The sequence below is a fragment of the Dokdonella sp. genome (assembly GCF_039926425.1).
In the GTDB taxonomy this organism is placed as follows: Bacteria; Pseudomonadota; Gammaproteobacteria; order Xanthomonadales; family Rhodanobacteraceae; genus Dokdonella_A.
This window is the reverse complement of sequence record NZ_JBDSWZ010000238.1, coordinates 16818-31974: the sequence shown is the minus strand read 5'-3', so window position 1 is coordinate 31974 and position 15157 is coordinate 16818. Positions and strand designations below refer to the sequence as shown.

The 15157-nt window shown below is 64.3% G+C and carries 12 protein-coding genes; 11 read left to right on the top strand and 1 reads right to left on the bottom strand.

Going from position 1 to position 15157, the window contains the following annotated elements:
• From ABIV12_RS13780 to galE, 9 genes are all read left to right on the top strand, one after another.
• Positions 1 to 1576 (top strand): PQQ-binding-like beta-propeller repeat protein (locus ABIV12_RS13780; RefSeq protein WP_348060255.1); only part of this gene is annotated, 1576 nt, incomplete at its 5' end.
• A 406-nt stretch (positions 1577 to 1982) separates the two neighbouring features.
• Positions 1983 to 2840: a hypothetical protein gene (locus ABIV12_RS13775; RefSeq protein ID WP_348060253.1), complete on the top strand. Its 858-nt coding sequence runs from the start codon at positions 1983 to 1985 to the stop codon at positions 2838 to 2840.
• 79 nt (positions 2841 to 2919) lie between these two features.
• A complete protein-coding gene (gene tviB / locus ABIV12_RS13770; protein ID WP_348060251.1) occupies positions 2920 to 4212 on the top strand; it encodes a Vi polysaccharide biosynthesis UDP-N-acetylglucosamine C-6 dehydrogenase TviB in 1293 nt (430 codons plus the stop codon).
• Positions 4213 to 4302: 90 nt separating this feature from the next.
• Positions 4303 to 5316 (top strand): NAD-dependent epimerase, encoded by a 1014-nt coding sequence (locus ABIV12_RS13765; RefSeq protein ID WP_348060249.1) that lies wholly within the window; start codon positions 4303 to 4305, stop codon positions 5314 to 5316.
• A 134-nt stretch (positions 5317 to 5450) separates the two neighbouring features.
• Complete coding sequence (locus ABIV12_RS13760) at positions 5451 to 6074, top strand: XrtA/PEP-CTERM system exopolysaccharide export protein (protein ID WP_348060248.1); 624 nt, start codon at positions 5451 to 5453, stop codon at positions 6072 to 6074.
• Positions 6075 to 6093: 19 nt separating this feature from the next.
• Positions 6094 to 7638, top strand: coding sequence for an XrtA system polysaccharide chain length determinant (locus ABIV12_RS13755; RefSeq protein WP_348060246.1), 1545 nt, complete (start codon positions 6094 to 6096; stop codon positions 7636 to 7638).
• On the top strand, positions 7635 to 8408 hold the full coding sequence (locus ABIV12_RS13750) for a polysaccharide biosynthesis protein (protein WP_348060244.1): 774 nt from the start codon (positions 7635 to 7637) through the stop codon (positions 8406 to 8408). The genes ABIV12_RS13755 and ABIV12_RS13750 overlap by 4 nt, the downstream gene beginning before the upstream one ends.
• Positions 8409 to 8514: 106 nt before the next feature.
• The gene (locus tag ABIV12_RS13745; protein ID WP_348060242.1) at positions 8515 to 9870 is read left to right on the top strand and encodes an outer membrane beta-barrel protein; all 1356 of its coding nucleotides are present in this window, start codon (positions 8515 to 8517) and stop codon (positions 9868 to 9870) included.
• 55 nt (positions 9871 to 9925) lie between these two features.
• Positions 9926 to 10906 carry a UDP-glucose 4-epimerase GalE gene (gene galE, locus ABIV12_RS13740; protein ID WP_348060241.1) on the top strand — a complete coding sequence of 327 codons (981 nt, stop codon included), beginning with the start codon at positions 9926 to 9928 and terminating at the stop codon, positions 10904 to 10906.
• 14 nt (positions 10907 to 10920) lie between these two features.
• On the opposite strand, the gene ABIV12_RS13735 is transcribed toward galE, so the two are convergent.
• A complete protein-coding gene (locus ABIV12_RS13735) occupies positions 10921 to 11670 on the bottom strand; it encodes a glycosyltransferase family 2 protein (protein ID WP_348060239.1) in 750 nt (249 codons plus the stop codon).
• 38 nt (positions 11671 to 11708) lie between these two features.
• Here ABIV12_RS13735 and ABIV12_RS13730 point away from each other — a divergent pair, with 38 nt between their 5' ends.
• On the top strand, positions 11709 to 13013 hold the full coding sequence (locus ABIV12_RS13730; protein ID WP_348060237.1) for a glycosyltransferase: 1305 nt from the start codon (positions 11709 to 11711) through the stop codon (positions 13011 to 13013).
• A gap of 23 nt (positions 13014 to 13036) precedes the next feature.
• On the top strand, positions 13037 to 15157 hold the full coding sequence (locus tag ABIV12_RS13725) for an NAD-dependent epimerase/dehydratase family protein (RefSeq protein ID WP_348060235.1): 2121 nt from the start codon (positions 13037 to 13039) through the stop codon (positions 15155 to 15157).

Here is a 15157-nt window from a genome sequence, read left to right as displayed (position 1 = left end):
CAGCGCGCCTGTTTATCTCGCTGGCGTGGCGACGTCTTCGGGCACGAAGAATCTGCTGTTCGCGCTCACTCGCCAAAGCGGAACCCTGCTCGCCATCGATGCCGCCACCGGCGCCGTCGTGTGGTCGAAGGCGACCGGCAGCGGCGCGCAATGGATCACCTCGGCGCCGGCGATCGATCCGGGTCGCTTGTATGTCTACAGCCACGGCATGGACGGGTTCATCCACAAGTACCAGGTCGGCGACGGCACGGAAATCAGCGGCGGCGGCTGGCCGCAGCTCTACACGAACCGCCCGGATTCCGAAAACGCCAACGGCAGCCTCGCGCTCGGAACCTGGAACGGCACCAGCTATCTCTACTCGGTGACCAGCGGTTACGGCGAGAGCGGTGACTACCAGGGCCACCTGACGACCGTGAATCTGGCGACCGGAACGCAGACCGTCTTCAATACGATCTGCAGCAACGTCACCACTCATATCGGCGCGGGTTACTTGTGCGACGTCGGAAGTTCGTCCGGCAAATCGGGCATCTGGGGACGCGGCGGCGCCACCTTCGACGCGGCACGCGGCAAGATCTACATCGTTTCGGGCAACGGTCCGTACACCGCAGACGCGAGTACGGGCAACACCATGAAGTGGGGCGACAGCGTGCTGTCACTCGCACCCGATGGCGTCGGCGCAACGCCTGGAATTCCCTATGACAGCTACACGCCGACCGACTACGCCAGCCTCGACAACAGCGACAGCGATCTTGGTTCGATGTCGATGGCGCTGTTGCCGGTCCCTGCGGGCAGCAGCATTGCCCACGTCGGCCTGCAGGGTGGCAAGGACGACACGCTGCATGTGATCAATCTTGACGACATGAGCGGCGGTGGCGGCCCGCGCCACGTCGGCGGCGAGATGCAAATTCTCGATGCGGGCGGTGAGTATGATGGCGCACGCGAGCAACCGGCGGTCTGGCTCGACGGCTCCGGGTCCACCTGGGTGTTCTTCGCCAGCTTCAGGAATGGCGTGACCGCGTTCAAGATGAGTCTCGGCGCAGGCAACGTGCCGACCCTCACGCGCGAGTGGCATGTGTATCGCGGCTCGTCAACCGATACGACCTCGCCGGTCGTCGCCAACGGCGTGATGTACCACGTCAGCAGCTGTCCGGACCAGAACTCGAACTGCCTCGTTGCGCGTGACCCTGCGACCGGAAACGTGCTGTATTCGTCGGCCGCGTTGGGCGGCCTTCATTTCCAGAGCCCGATCGTCGTCGATGGCGGCGTGTACGTGTTCGACGCCAACTCAAAGCTGCGGGCATTCGGCACCGACGGCACGTCGATGACGTTTACGGTGACGCCAAGCGCTGGAGCCAACGGCACGATTTCTCCTTCCACACCGCAGACCGTCAGCGAGGGCGCGACAACCGCCTTCACCGTGACCGCCATGACGGATTACGTCGCCCATGTATCGGGCTGCGGGGGCACGCTCACAGGAATGACTTATACAACCGCGCCTGTCACCGCCAATTGCATGGTTTCCGCGCTCTTTGTCGGCGGCGACCTGATCTTCAGCGACGGCTTCGAAGGGCCGTAGCCCGCTTTTTGCCCCGCCATGATCCGCAGCGCGCTTTTCCAGTGCGCGCGAATCGTTCCGACCGTCTGACATGGCTTTGCGGAGGGCGGAAGAAGACGGTTGGACGACCGCATCAACCGGCGCCAAACGGCATGGCGGGCGAAACCGCAATCCACATTGGCGGGTACGTTCACGCACGGCTTCGTATCATCGTTGCCATTCGTGCGCTGCAGAATGTGGCTGCCGGGCCTTTTGGCACGTGACGCGCAGCGCACGCTCCGTTCCAATTCCATCGATTCGACCCTTTGCGATTCCGGACTGCACAAAAATGCGCCACCTTCCTTCCACTCGCGCACGGAGATCCCATTTGACGCGCGGCCCTGTCGTGCAATTCGTGCTGGCTTGCGCGACTCTGGGATGTGCGTCGGTGACCACTCGGCTGCTCGCGGCCACCGTGCCGTCCACAGGCTTGCGCTTTGGCAGTGCCGAAGTGCTCAATCTCGCCGACCGCGAACGCGATATCGCGAACGCCGATGCGCTTGCCGTGGTGCAACTCGACGCAACTGTGGCCGCCGCGATCCTTGCGGCGCCCGTGGTCGACGAAGAACATCCGTCGCTCACGTTTTCAGAACAGGCATTCGGCTGCAGGCCCGGCGAGCGCACGTGCGTGCCCGCACACGAGCGCGGCTTGATCGACGCGTCGCTCGGCAAGGTCAAACGCGACGGGCGACAACTCGTGGTTGCGGCAAACGATGGCAAGCCGTTGCAGTTCATCGATTTCACGCAGCCGTCCACGCGCAAGGGCGATGGGGATTCGGAAACGCATTGGTATCTCGGAACGCTGCCGGGCAATGGCTACCATCGCGTCGAAGTGCAGTTCGGTCACGACGCGCCGGGGAATTTCCTGATCAATCCCGGCGACGGCGGCGTTGCATTCGTTCACAACGGCAGCGATGTGGTCGCGCCGTCACCGGATGGCCGTTGGCTGGTCACCTTCAACAGCATCAATCCGCCCGCCTCGGTGCGCGTCGCCGACCTCGATATCACAGGCCCTCGTCTGACAATGACCTGCGCGGCCGCCAAACGCAGTGTCGCAAGCGTGCAAATGAAAGGCTGGCACGATGCGGCGGAATTCGACCTGGTGCTCTTTCCCACCGGCAAGCCGGGCGTGGATGCGATTCCGCTGCGCCTCGCGCGCGGCGCCGATGGCTGGCAGATCGCGATGCCGGATCCGGCGCGCGCGACAACGCTCGAATTCGGCTGTCGCCAGCGGTCGTCGTCCTAGATCGCGGATGGCGTCACGTTGCCATGCCGGATGCAATGCGGTCTTGCTAGACTCGCGTCCCTTGCATCTGGAGCCTTGAATGGACGCTGCCGCCCTGCCCCGTTCCGAAGAGACGCGCGTCGCCGTGCTGGGTCTCGGTTACGTCGGCCTGCCGCTCGCGGTTGGTTTCGGACGCCAGCTCGACACGCTCGGCTTCGACATCAATGCGGCGCGCATCGACGAGTTGAAGGCGCACCGCGACCACACCCTCGAAGTATCGCCGGAAGAGTTGAAGGCGACGACGCGACTGCGCTTCAGTGCCGATCCGGCCGATCTCGCAGCCTGCAACGTCTTCATCGTGACGGTGCCGACACCCATCGACGATGCGAAACGCCCCGATCTCAAGCCGCTCGAATCGGCCAGTCGCACCGTCGGTCGCGCGATTGCGCGCGGCGGTGTCGCGGTGTTCGAGTCGACGGTGTATCCCGGTGCAACCGAGGAAGTGTGCGTCCCGATCATCGAGCGCGAATCGGGACTCCGGTTCAATGTGGATTTCTTCGCCGGCTACAGCCCCGAGCGGATCAATCCTGGCGACAAGCAGCATCGCCTCGAGACGATCATGAAGGTCACGTCCGGCTCGACCCCGGACGCTGCCGATTTCGTCGACGCGCTGTACCGACGCGTGATCACCGCCGGAACGCACAAGGCATCGAGCATCCGCGTTGCCGAAGCGGCGAAGGTGATCGAGAACACCCAGCGCGATCTGAACATTGCGCTCGTCAACGAACTCGCACTGATCTTCCATCGCCTCGGCATCGACACCAGCGAAGTGCTCGCTGCGGCCGGTACAAAGTGGAATTTTCTGCCATTCAGGCCAGGTCTCGTCGGCGGCCACTGCATCGGTGTCGATCCGTATTACCTCACCCACAAGGCGCAGCAGATCGGCTACCACCCCGAAGTGATCCTCTCGGGTCGACGCATCAACGACGGCATGGGCGAGCATGTCGCGCAGCGCGTGATCAAGCTGATGATCCAGCGACGCATCCACACCGCGGGCGCGAAGATCCTCGTGCTTGGCCTCGCGTTCAAGGAAAACTGCCCGGATCTGCGCAACACGCGCGTCGTCGACGTGGTGCGCGAATTCAGGAACTATCACGCCGACGTCGACGTGTACGATCCGTGGGTCAGCGCCGAGGAAGCGCGCCACGAATACGGCCTCGACCTCGTGCCGGAACTCGTGCCGGGGACTTACGACGCCGTGATTCTCGCGGTCGCGCATCGGCAGTTCATCGAGCTTGGCGCGGAGCGCATTCGCGCGCTCGGCAAAACCGGCAGCGTGCTCTTCGACGTGAAGCAGGCCTTGCCGCGAGACAGCGTCGACGACCGCTTGTAGCCTTCCGTTGCCGACCGGGGCGCGCTGCCCCGGGCAGATCCTTCACCCTCAACGGTCGCGCACGGTTGCGACCGCTCCACGGAGCGACAGATGCGAGTCCTGATCACCGGCGCTGCGGGTTTCATCGGCTCCACCCTGAGCGGCCGGCTGCTCGCGCGTGGCGACGAGGTGCTCGGCTACGACAACGTCAACGATTATTACGATCCGTCGTTGAAGGAAGCGCGTCTCGCGCGTCTGACTCCACATGCGAATTTCGGATTGGTGCGCGCGTCGCTGGAAGACCGGCCGTCACTGGAGAAGGCGTTTGCGGATTTCCGTCCTCAGCGCGTCGTCAATCTCGCAGCGCAGGCGGGCGTTCGCTATTCGATCGAGAATCCGTACGCATACATCGAGAGCAACATCGTCGGCTTCATCAACGTGCTCGAAGCGTGCAGGCACGGCAAGGTCGAACATCTCGTGTACGCATCATCGAGCTCGGTGTATGGCGCGAATCGCAAGCTGCCATTCTCGGTACGCGACCCGGTCGACCATCCGGTCAGCCTGTATGCGGCGACCAAGAAAGCGAACGAATTGATGGCGCACACCTACAGCCATCTGTATTCGCTGCCGACGACCGGCCTGCGTTTCTTCACCGTGTACGGCCCATGGGGTCGACCCGACATGGCGCTGTTCCTCTTTACCCGCAAGATTCTCGCCGGCGAGCCGATCGAGGTGTTCAACCACGGCAAGCACACACGCGATTTCACCTACGTCGACGACATCGTCGAAGGAGTGATCCGTACGCTCGACCGGATTCCCGCCGGCGACCCGGCATTCGATCCGCTCGAGCCGAGCGCGGCGAGCTCGTCGGCGCCGTACCGCCTCTACAACATCGGCAATCACCAACCGGTGCAGCTGGCCCACTACATCGAGGTGCTCGAGGCGAAGCTCGGGCGCAAGGCAGAAAAAATCCTGTTGCCTCTCCAACCGGGGGATGTGCCCGACACCTATGCGGACGTCGGGGAGCTTTCACGCGACACCGGCTACACGCCGGCGACGTCGGTTGAGGTCGGAGTGGGCCGATTCGTCGACTGGTACCGGGCGTTTTACGAGGTAACCGACTGATCCAGCGGCCGTCAGCATGAATGCTCGGAACCCGTCAGCGGATCGTTTCTTGCATGAATTCGGCAACTGAGCGGCGGCGAAGCGGCGTTCAGAATGTGATACGTTTCACACTTTCTTACGCCAAGGTGGCAGCGATGACTCTGTTCAGGTGGCCCGCTCTTCTGGTTCTCGTCCTCATCGTGTCCGCCTGCGCAACGGGTGGAACCGGGTCTTCACAGGCGCCCGTGGTCAATCCCGAAAGCCAGGCGGTCGCCGATTACCGGATCGGCGTCGACGACGAAGTGAAGGTCTCGGTCTGGCAGAATCCCGGCCTCGATGTCAGCGTTCCGGTGCGGCCGGACGGCAAGATTTCCGTGCCGCTGGTGGGCGACGTCGCCGCCGGTGGGCGAACTCCAGAAGAAGTCGCTGCCGACATCAAGGACAAGCTCCAGGCGTTTGTCCGTGATCCGCAGGTGACCGTGATCCTGACCCAGCTGCGCAGCCACGAGTATCTGTCGCGTGTGCGCGTGACGGGCGCCGTGCGCCAGCCTGTTTCCGTGCCATTCCGCCAGGGCATGACCGTGCTCGATGCAGTGCTCGCCGCGGGCGGCACCACCGAATTTGCCGCGTCCGATCGTGCGGAGCTGTACAGAAAGGACGGTGAAACCACCAAGGCTTACGCTGTTCGACTCGACAAGGTGCTGCAGAAAGGCGACCTGACGACCAACTACCCGGTCCAGCCGGGCGATGTCATCACGGTGCCGGAACGCACGTTCTGACGGAATCCGGGACAGCAACGTGACGCAAACCCCCGTCTCGCTCGGCGACATTCTGCCGGTGATGCTCACGCAGGCGCGAAGACACGCGCTTGCTCTCGCGTTCGCGTTCGTGGCGATTGCGCTCACCGGCCTGCTGTTCGGCCTCGTGTGGCCGAAGAGCTACTCGGCTGCGACGACGATCCTCGCGCAGAAGAGCGACATCATCCAGCCTCTGCTCGAAGGACGCGCGGTCGCGACCGGAACCGCCGACCGGACGACGATCGCCAAGCAGGTGATCTTCAGCCGCGGGATCATCGACGAAATCCTGAAGACGGGCGGCTGGGACCTGACCAAGCTCGATCCGCTCCAGCAGGACAACCTGCGCGAGGCGATCAAGAGCCGCACGCAAATCACCAGTCCGCGCGAAAACCTCATCCACATTGCCTACCGCGACGCGGAACCTGCTCGCGCGCTGAAGGTCACGGAACGCCTGGCGGATCTCTTCATCAAGGAAAGTCTCGCAGCGAAAGAGCGGGAGAGTCGCGAAGCCTACGAGTTCATCGACAGCCAAGTGGAGGCGTATCACCACAAGCTGACCGAGGCGGAAGACAACCTGAAGAAATACCGCGCCGACAACGTCGATGCGCATCCGGGCAGCGATGCCGACACCAACACGCGCATCGGCGCGCTCCGCTCCGGCGTCGAACAGTCGCGCATGAATGTGATGGAACTTCGCTCGACCGAGTCGGCGTTGATGTCGCAGTTGTCGGGCGAATCCGAAGTGACGGCAGTGCAGACCCGCGCCGGCGTTTACCGAACACAGATGGCCGACCTCCAGGCCCAGCTGGAAAAGCTGCTGCTCAACTACACCGACCAGTATCCGGACGTGATTCGCATACGTCACCAGATGGAGGACGTGCGCAAGCAGATCGCCGACGAAGAGCGGCGCAGGACCGAGGCGAAGAATGCCGGCGTCCCCACATCGATCGACCAGAATTCGCAGTTCAATCCGCTCTACACGGAGCTGAGAAGCAAGCTCGCAGACGTGCGCCGGCAGATCGCTGCCACCGATTCGCGCATGGGCGCAACAGAAACCCTGCTGGGCAGCGAGCTCGATCGCAGCCGGCGGATCGCGGCATCGGAAAGCGCGCTCGCCGAACTCACGCGCGACTACGACGTCAATCGCGAGATCTATCAGGATCTGTTGAAGCGACGCGAGAATGCGCGCGTGTCGATGAATCTCGATTCCGAGGGCCGCGGCCTGACGTTCCGCATCCAGGATCCGGCGACGAAACCCTTGCGGCCCGCAGGGCTCAGCACGATCCACTTTGCCGCTGCCGGGCTGGGCCTCGCGCTTGCACTCCCGCTCGGCTTGCTGTTTCTCGTGGCGCGCTTCGATCGCCGTATTCGTTCGGTGCTGGAACTCGAGCGCATCACCGGCCTTCCGGTGCTCGCATCGGTGCCGGTGTACGCAACACGCGGAGAGCGCCGCGGCGAGACGGCGCGGATGGCGATCGTCGTCCTGCTGCTGATCGCCACCGCAGCGATTTTCGCGCTGACCTACTGGTATCGGCTTACGCGATGAACTCTTCTTCTCCCGACCACGATCCCGTTCCGAACGGGAGTCTGCCCGCATCGAGCGCCGACCTCGCACAGCGCACCAGCGCAAGCCGGTCGATCGCACGCATCGTCGAACCTCGCACGTTGCCGGTGCGCGCACTCGAAGACCGTCGCCTCATCCACCAGGATGGCAGCGGTCGCGAGCAGGCAGACGCGTTCCGCGAGATCCGCACCCGCCTTCTGTCACTCGGCGGCGTGTCGAATTTCGTCACGCTGGTTGCACCCATCAGCCACGGCTCGGGTGGCAGCTTCGTCGCGCGCAACCTGGCCGCGGCATTCGCGTTCGACGAAGCCAAGACCGCGTTGCTGCTCGACTGCGACGCGCGTCACCCCTCGCAGCACACGGCACTGGGTGTCGACCCCGTGAATGGCGGGATGATCGACTACCTGGAGCATCCCTCTCTCGGTGTCGAGAAAATCCTTTATCACACGGGCATCCCGCGCCTTCGTCTGATGCCGGTCGGACGGCAACGCGAAATGAGTGCCGAATACTTTTCGTCGTTCCGCATGCGGGCGGTGCTCGATTCGTTGCGCAGCCGCTACTCCGATCGCTACCTCTTTCTGGACGGCCCTGCGGTCAACAACTCGCCCGACTCGCGGATCCTTTCCGACCTCGTCGACTTCGTCGTGCTCGTCGTCGGCTACGGGCGAGATACCCCGCAAGCCATCGCCAAGGCCATTGCGAATTTCGATCCGGCGAAACTCGCAGGCGTGGTTTTCAACCACGCGCCATGAACACGATCACAGCGGGCGCATTCCGCAGACCGGTGGAATGCGCGGCGTCCGGGGGGCCACAGGATGGCCTCCTTGAAATCATTCCACGTCACGCAAGGGGGAAGTCATGACGTTTCGAGCCGCGCATGCGTGGGTCCTGTGCCTGCTTTCGACACTGGGATCGAGCGCGCACGGTGCACGTGTGGACTACACCATCGGTCTGGGCGTCGAACACAACGACAACATCAATCTGAGCGAGAACGCGCCGGCCGGTGACACGATCATCGAACCCACCCTGGCGTTCGCCGTGACCGAAAGCGGTTCGACGATCCAGGCCAACGCGAGCGGAATCCTCCAGTACCGCGACTTCCTGCAAGGGCGTTTCGGCGATGATTTCCTTGGCCAGCTCAACGCCCGCCTCAACTGGTCCGCGATCCCCGGCTGGCTCGACTTCGGTGTCGAGGACTACCTTGGCGTGCAACCGATCAACAACCTGACACCCGATACGCCAGGCAACCAGCAGCAGACCAACGTCTTCGCCGCGGGTCCGACATTGAACATCCGTCTCGGACCAACGGTTCGTGGCCAGGCGCAATTGCTCTACACGAACAGCTACGCCGATGAAACGAAACAGTTCAATTCCGATCGCGCCAGCGTCGCGCTGCGGGCGATCAAGGACCTCGATTCCGGAACCACGCTCGCCGCCAATGTGCTCGGCGAACGCATCAGCTTCCGCGATTCGCAAGCCGCCGCCGACTACAACCGCTACAGCGCGTTCGGTCGCTACACGCGCAAATGGGCACGCTTCGATCTGGTCGCCGATGCGGGCTACTCGTGGATCAAGTACGGCACCAGCAATGTCACCGGCGCGACCGATCGCGATGCCGCGCTCGCGCGCGCAAACCTCGACTGGCATGTGACCGACCGCAGCACCTTCACCGTCGATCTCGCGCACCAGTTGTCCGACGCCGCCTCCGGACTTCTCCTCACCACAGCGTCCGTCCCCGACACGGTCAATCCGATCCCGGCGCAGCTCTCGACCGGAAGCGCCACAACGACGTCAGCTGCCTATCTCGAAAATCGGATCGACGTGGGCTACAGCTATCGCGGCGTGCGGGGACTCTTCATGGTCGCGCCGTACTATCGAAAGCTCGACTACGGCTCACTGTCGGTCGTCGCGCCGGCAGACTCCTCCGTTGGCGGTGCAGCGATCAGCCAGACTGCGCACGGCGCGACGGCAAGCGCCGCATGGCTGCTGCGCCCGTTGCTGACCATTGGCGTGATCGCGAGCGGCGAAAACCTTCGCTACGACCAGCTTTCGCGGAGCGACAAGACATGGAATCTGCAGGCATTTCTGCGCCAGCAGTTCACCCGCCATTGGAGCTGGCGCGGATCATTGACGCGCTACGAGCGCGACAGCACCGTCGCGGGCCAGAGCGCAGACCAGAACATCGTCTTCGTCGAACTCACGTACTCACGCTGATTGACCACCGCGTTTCCGCCACTGCATTCCACTCCCGCGCATCCCAACGACTCCGATGAACCCCATTCTTCTCACCGGCGGTGCCGGCTATATCGGCAGCCATGTCACGCGCCAGCTGCGCGAACGCGGCGAGCGCGTCATCGTGCTCGACAATCTCAGCAGCGGATTTCGCGAGGCGGTGCTCGATGCGGAGCTCGTCGTCGGCGACGTGGGCGACCGCGCGCTGGTCGATCGGCTGCTGACCGAGCACGCGATCGACACCGTGCTGCATTTCGCCGCACACACGGTCGTGCCGGAGTCGGTACGCGACCCGCTGAAGTACTACGGCAACAACACCTGCACGACGCGCAGCCTCCTCGCGGCATGCTCCGCAGCCACGGTGAAGCACTTCGTGTTTTCCTCGACTGCAGCGGTCTACGGGATGCCGGCATCGGGTCTCGCCGACGAAGACACGCCGACCCAGCCGATCAACCCGTACGGCTGGTCAAAATTGATGAGCGAGACGATGCTGCGCGATCTCAGCGCGGCGACTGCGCTGCGCCACGTGATCCTGCGCTACTTCAACGTCGCGGGCTGCGACCCGCAAGGGCGCATCGGCCAGTCGACGCCAAACGCGACCCTGTTGATCAAGGTCGCGTGCGAGCACGCGGTCGGAAAGCGCGCACAGATCGGCATCTTTGGCACCGATTATCCAACTCCCGACGGCACCGGCATTCGGGACTACATCCATGTCGAGGATCTCGCGCGCGCGCACCTCGGCGCGCTCGATCACCTGCGTGGTGAGGGTGCCTCGCTGACGCTCAACTGCGGCTACGGCCATGGTTACAGCGTGCGTGAAGTGATCGATGCGGTTGCACGGGCGAGCGGCACGATGCTCGACGTGGTCGAGCATCCGCGGCGCGCGGGCGATCCACCGATGCTGATCGCGCGCAGCGAACGCCTGCAGCGTGAACTTCACTGGCATCCGCAACACGACGACCTCGATTTCATCGTGCGCAGCGCGTTGCTGTGGGAACGCAAGATGCTGGTGCCATGATCGCAGCGCGTTGCTCAGGCGCGCTTGCGCAGCGCATTGACCACGTAGTGCGCCATGTAGCCGATCGACGCGGCCAGGCCGAGCCGTTCGATGTGACGGTAGATATGCCACTGCCAGCGCGCCGCCTTGATCTTGTTCGACGACACCGATCCGGCGCGCACCAGATACCACGCGAGCGGCACGCCGGGATCGACGCAGATCGCCCGGCCGGCACGTCGCACACGTTCGAGCCAGAACACGTAATCCTCGTGGCCGACGTTCTGAAAGCGCGCGTCGCCAAGTGTGCGGTCGTACATGCCGGTGAGATTGCCGATGCGGTTGCTTTTCAGCATGTCGGCATAGGTCACCGAAATGGGCGGCCGTACACGCGAAAGAACCGACCCGTCTTCTGCGACCCGATCGTAGGCGGTGTAGCTGACCTGCGCGGACTGTGTACGCAGTTCCGCCAACTGGCGGGCGAGCTTGTCCGGATGCCACCCGTCGTCGCTGTCGAGGAACGCGATGTAGTTTCCGCGCGCGACAGCGAGTGCGTGATTGCGCGCTGCCGCGACGCCGCCATTGGCGGGCATGCGCAGCGCGTGCACGCGCGGATCGCGCGCAGCATAGTCATCGAGCAGGCGCGGCGACGCGTCGTTGGAGCCGTCGTCGACGGCGAGAAGTTCGAACTCCGTATGACTCTGGGCGAGCACCGAATCGATCGATCTGCAAAGGGTCGCGGCGGCGTTGTACACCGGCATTACGATGCTGACGAGCGAATCGGTCATGCGTTGGGGAATCTTCGAAAGTCCGGGACGGCGCCTGCATGCACGCCCGTGGAGTGGATGAATCGGCGCACGTATTGTCGGCGATTTGCGCCGCGCGGGCGCGCGACGATGCGCGTGCCGGCCTTGGTGTCGGTCGCAGCATGACGCATCAGGACGATCCAGCGGCCCACCCTGCCGAACTCGCGGGGCTGGGCATCGTCTATTTTGGCAACGACTGGCGCTCGGAAAATCGTACCAGCAGCCATCACATCGCGTCGCGCCTCGCCTCCACCATGCCGGTGCTCTACGTCTCGAGCCCGGGGATGCGCAAGCCACAGGCGAGTGCCAGCGACCTCGGCCGCATGATCCGCAAACTGCGCGCCGCGCTCAAGCCACCCGAACGCATGGGTGACCGGTTGTGGGTGTGCACGGTGCCGCAGATTCCGTTCCGACGCATTCCCGGAGTCGACGCCATCAACCGCTGGTTCGGCGTGTGGTCGGTTCGGCGTGCGCTGCGAGTCGCGGGACTCACGCGCTGGATCAGCTGGTTCGTCGTGCCGCATCCCGGCTTCATGGCAGGTCGCCTCGGCGAGGAGTTGTGCGTCTACTACTGCATCGACGACTACGCTGCGCATCCGGGTGTCGACTCGGAGTTGATCGCGGAAAGGGATGCGCAACTCACGCGCCGGGCTGACCTGGTGTTCGTCGCACCGCCCGCGCTGCTCGATGCGAAGCGCGCGCTCAATCCGAACACACTGTTCTCGCCGCATGGGGTGGATGTCGATCTGTTCGGCCAGGCCGCCGATCCAGCGACGGCGATTGCTGCCGGAGCGCGCGACCTCGCTCACCCGGTGATCGGCTATTTCGGCTCGCTGCACGAGTGGATCGACTTTGAACTGATCGAGTGGCTCGCGCGTGCGCGCCCCGCGTGGACCTTCCTGTTGGTCGGGCACGCGGCCGCCGATGTATCGCGTCTGGCTGCGTTGCCGAATGTGCGCCTCGTCGGCGCGCAGCCGTATGCGACATTGCCACACTGGGCCAAAGCGTTCGACGCGGCGATCATTCCCTACCGGCTCAACCGGCAGGTGCAGAACGCCAACCCGCTGAAGCTGCGCGAGTATCTCGCGACCGGCAAGCCGGTCGTCAGCGTGCGCAATGCCGAGATCGAAAAATTCGCACGCTGGGTGCATATCGCCGATGATCGCGAGGGTTTCCTGCGCGGACTCGACCAAGCGTTGCGCGATGACACCCCGGAGGCGCAGGCCGAACGCATCGGCGCCGTCGCCAACCAGACGTGGGATCAACGCGTCACCGAAATCCTCCATGCAACGACGGAGGCGCTCATGCAGCGCCGTCGCCGCTGACCATCCAGACACAGGAACGCCTCATGCAATCCACCACAACGGGCAGGCTGCGCATCGCGATCGTCGGTGCCGGCTATGTCGCAAGTCACCATCTCGCCGCGCTGAAGCGGCTCGACTTCGTCGACGTCGTCGGCATCTGCGATCCCGACAGCGCCGCCGCACACGCGCTGGCGAACAAGTTCGCGATCCCGGTCGTCGCCGCGCGCCTCGCCGATCTCGCGGTCCAGTCGCCAGATGCGGTTTACGTGCTCACGCCACCGGCGAGCCACTGTGCGATCGCGCTGGAGGCACTCGACATGGGCTGCCACGTGCTGGTCGAGAAACCGATGGCCGAATCGGTGGCCGAATGCACCACGATGATCGATCGCGCGCGTGAACGCGATCTGGTCATCTCGGTCAATCATTCCGATCGACTCGATCCTGTCGTCGTGAAAGCGCTCGACGCAGTGCGCGACGGTGCGATCGGCGACCTGCTGTCGGTCGACATCCTGCGCAGTTCCGAATATCCCGACTATGCCGGCGGCCCGCTGCCCGCCGCCGTACGACAGGGGTCGTATCCGTTCCGCGATCTCGGCGTGCATGGGCTGTACGTGCTGGAAGCGTTTCTCGGCACACTGACTGACGTCGACGCGCGCTACCGCGCGACTGGGCGCGACCCGAACCTCAAGTTCGACGAATGGCACGCGTCGGCAAATGGCCCGGGCGGCCTGGGCCGAATGCTGCTGTCGTGGAACGCGCGACCCATGGAAAGCCGGCTGGTGGTGCGTGGCACGCGCGGCATCATCGAGGTCGATCGCTTCCTGCAGATCTGCCGCATCCATCGCGTGCTGCCGGGGCCAAAATTCATTGGCATCGTCGCCACCGCGTTCCTCTCAGGCTTTGCCGACGTCTTCCGTGTGCCCTGGAACGTCGTGCGCTTCGCCACCGGAATGCTGCGGCCCTCACCCGGCATCCAGGCCGGCGCGGCGGGGTTCGCGACCGCGCTGCACACCAAGACAGCGCCACCGATACCGGCCGAAGAAGGCTTGCGCGCGGTCGCGCTGATGGAACAGGTGTGCGCTGGCGCCGATGCCGAACGCAGTGCTGACATCGAAGCCCGCTTCGTCACGTATCCGCCGGTCGATGTGCTGGTGACCGGCGCCGCCGGATTCCTCGGCCGTGCGGTCGTCACCGCGCTGCGCGCACGTGGCAAAACCGTGCGTGTGCTGGTGCGCAATCCCGCCGCGGCGAAGGCGTTCGGCGACGACGTGCAGGTTCTCATTGGCGATCTCGGCGATCCGCGCAGCGTCAGCCATGCGGTCGACGGAGCGCGGCAGGTGTTCCACGTCGGTGCCGCAATGCGCGGTAGCCCACGTGCATTCGAAGCCGGCACGGTGTGGGGCACACGCAATGTGATCGACGCGTGTCTGGCGTATGCGGTGCAGCGTCTGGTGTACGTGAGCTCGCTGAGCGTGCTCGATCACGCCGGACGCGATCCCGCCGCGACAATGAACGAACAATCCGCACTCGAGCCGGAAGCGCAACGCCGGGGCGCCTACACACAGACGAAACTTACTGCAGAGACTCTGGTGCGCGCGGCGATTCGCGAGAAGCGGCTGCCCGCGGTGATCATTCGCCCGGGGCAGATCTTCGGGCCTGGCGCCGAACGTGTGACGCCGAACGGAACACTCGCCATCGCGGGGCGCTGGATTGCCGTGGGGGAACCGTCGCAGACGCTTCCGTTGGTCTATCTCGACGACATCGTCGACGCGCTGCTGCTCGCAGCCGATTCGGAACCTGCACTCGGACAGACCATCAATGTTGTGGATCCGACCGGGATCACGCAGCAGGCGTACCTCGATCGCGTGAAACACAAGCTCGGTTCCGACCTTCGGCTGTCGCGCGTCTCGGTGCAATTTTTCATGGTGCTTGCACAAGGGGTCGAATTGCTCGGCAAGGCACTCAAGCGGGACGTTCCGTTGACGCGCTATCGGGTGCGTTCGCTGCGACCACTCGCCAATTTCGACATCGGCGCGGCGCGCACCCTGCTCGGTTGGCAACCGCGCGTCGGTGTCGAGCGGGGCCTCGACGTCACGTTCGGACCAGCACCCGTCCCGCCGGTTCCGCCGGTCGCTCCAACGACGACGCCCTCGGATCCGGCCTGA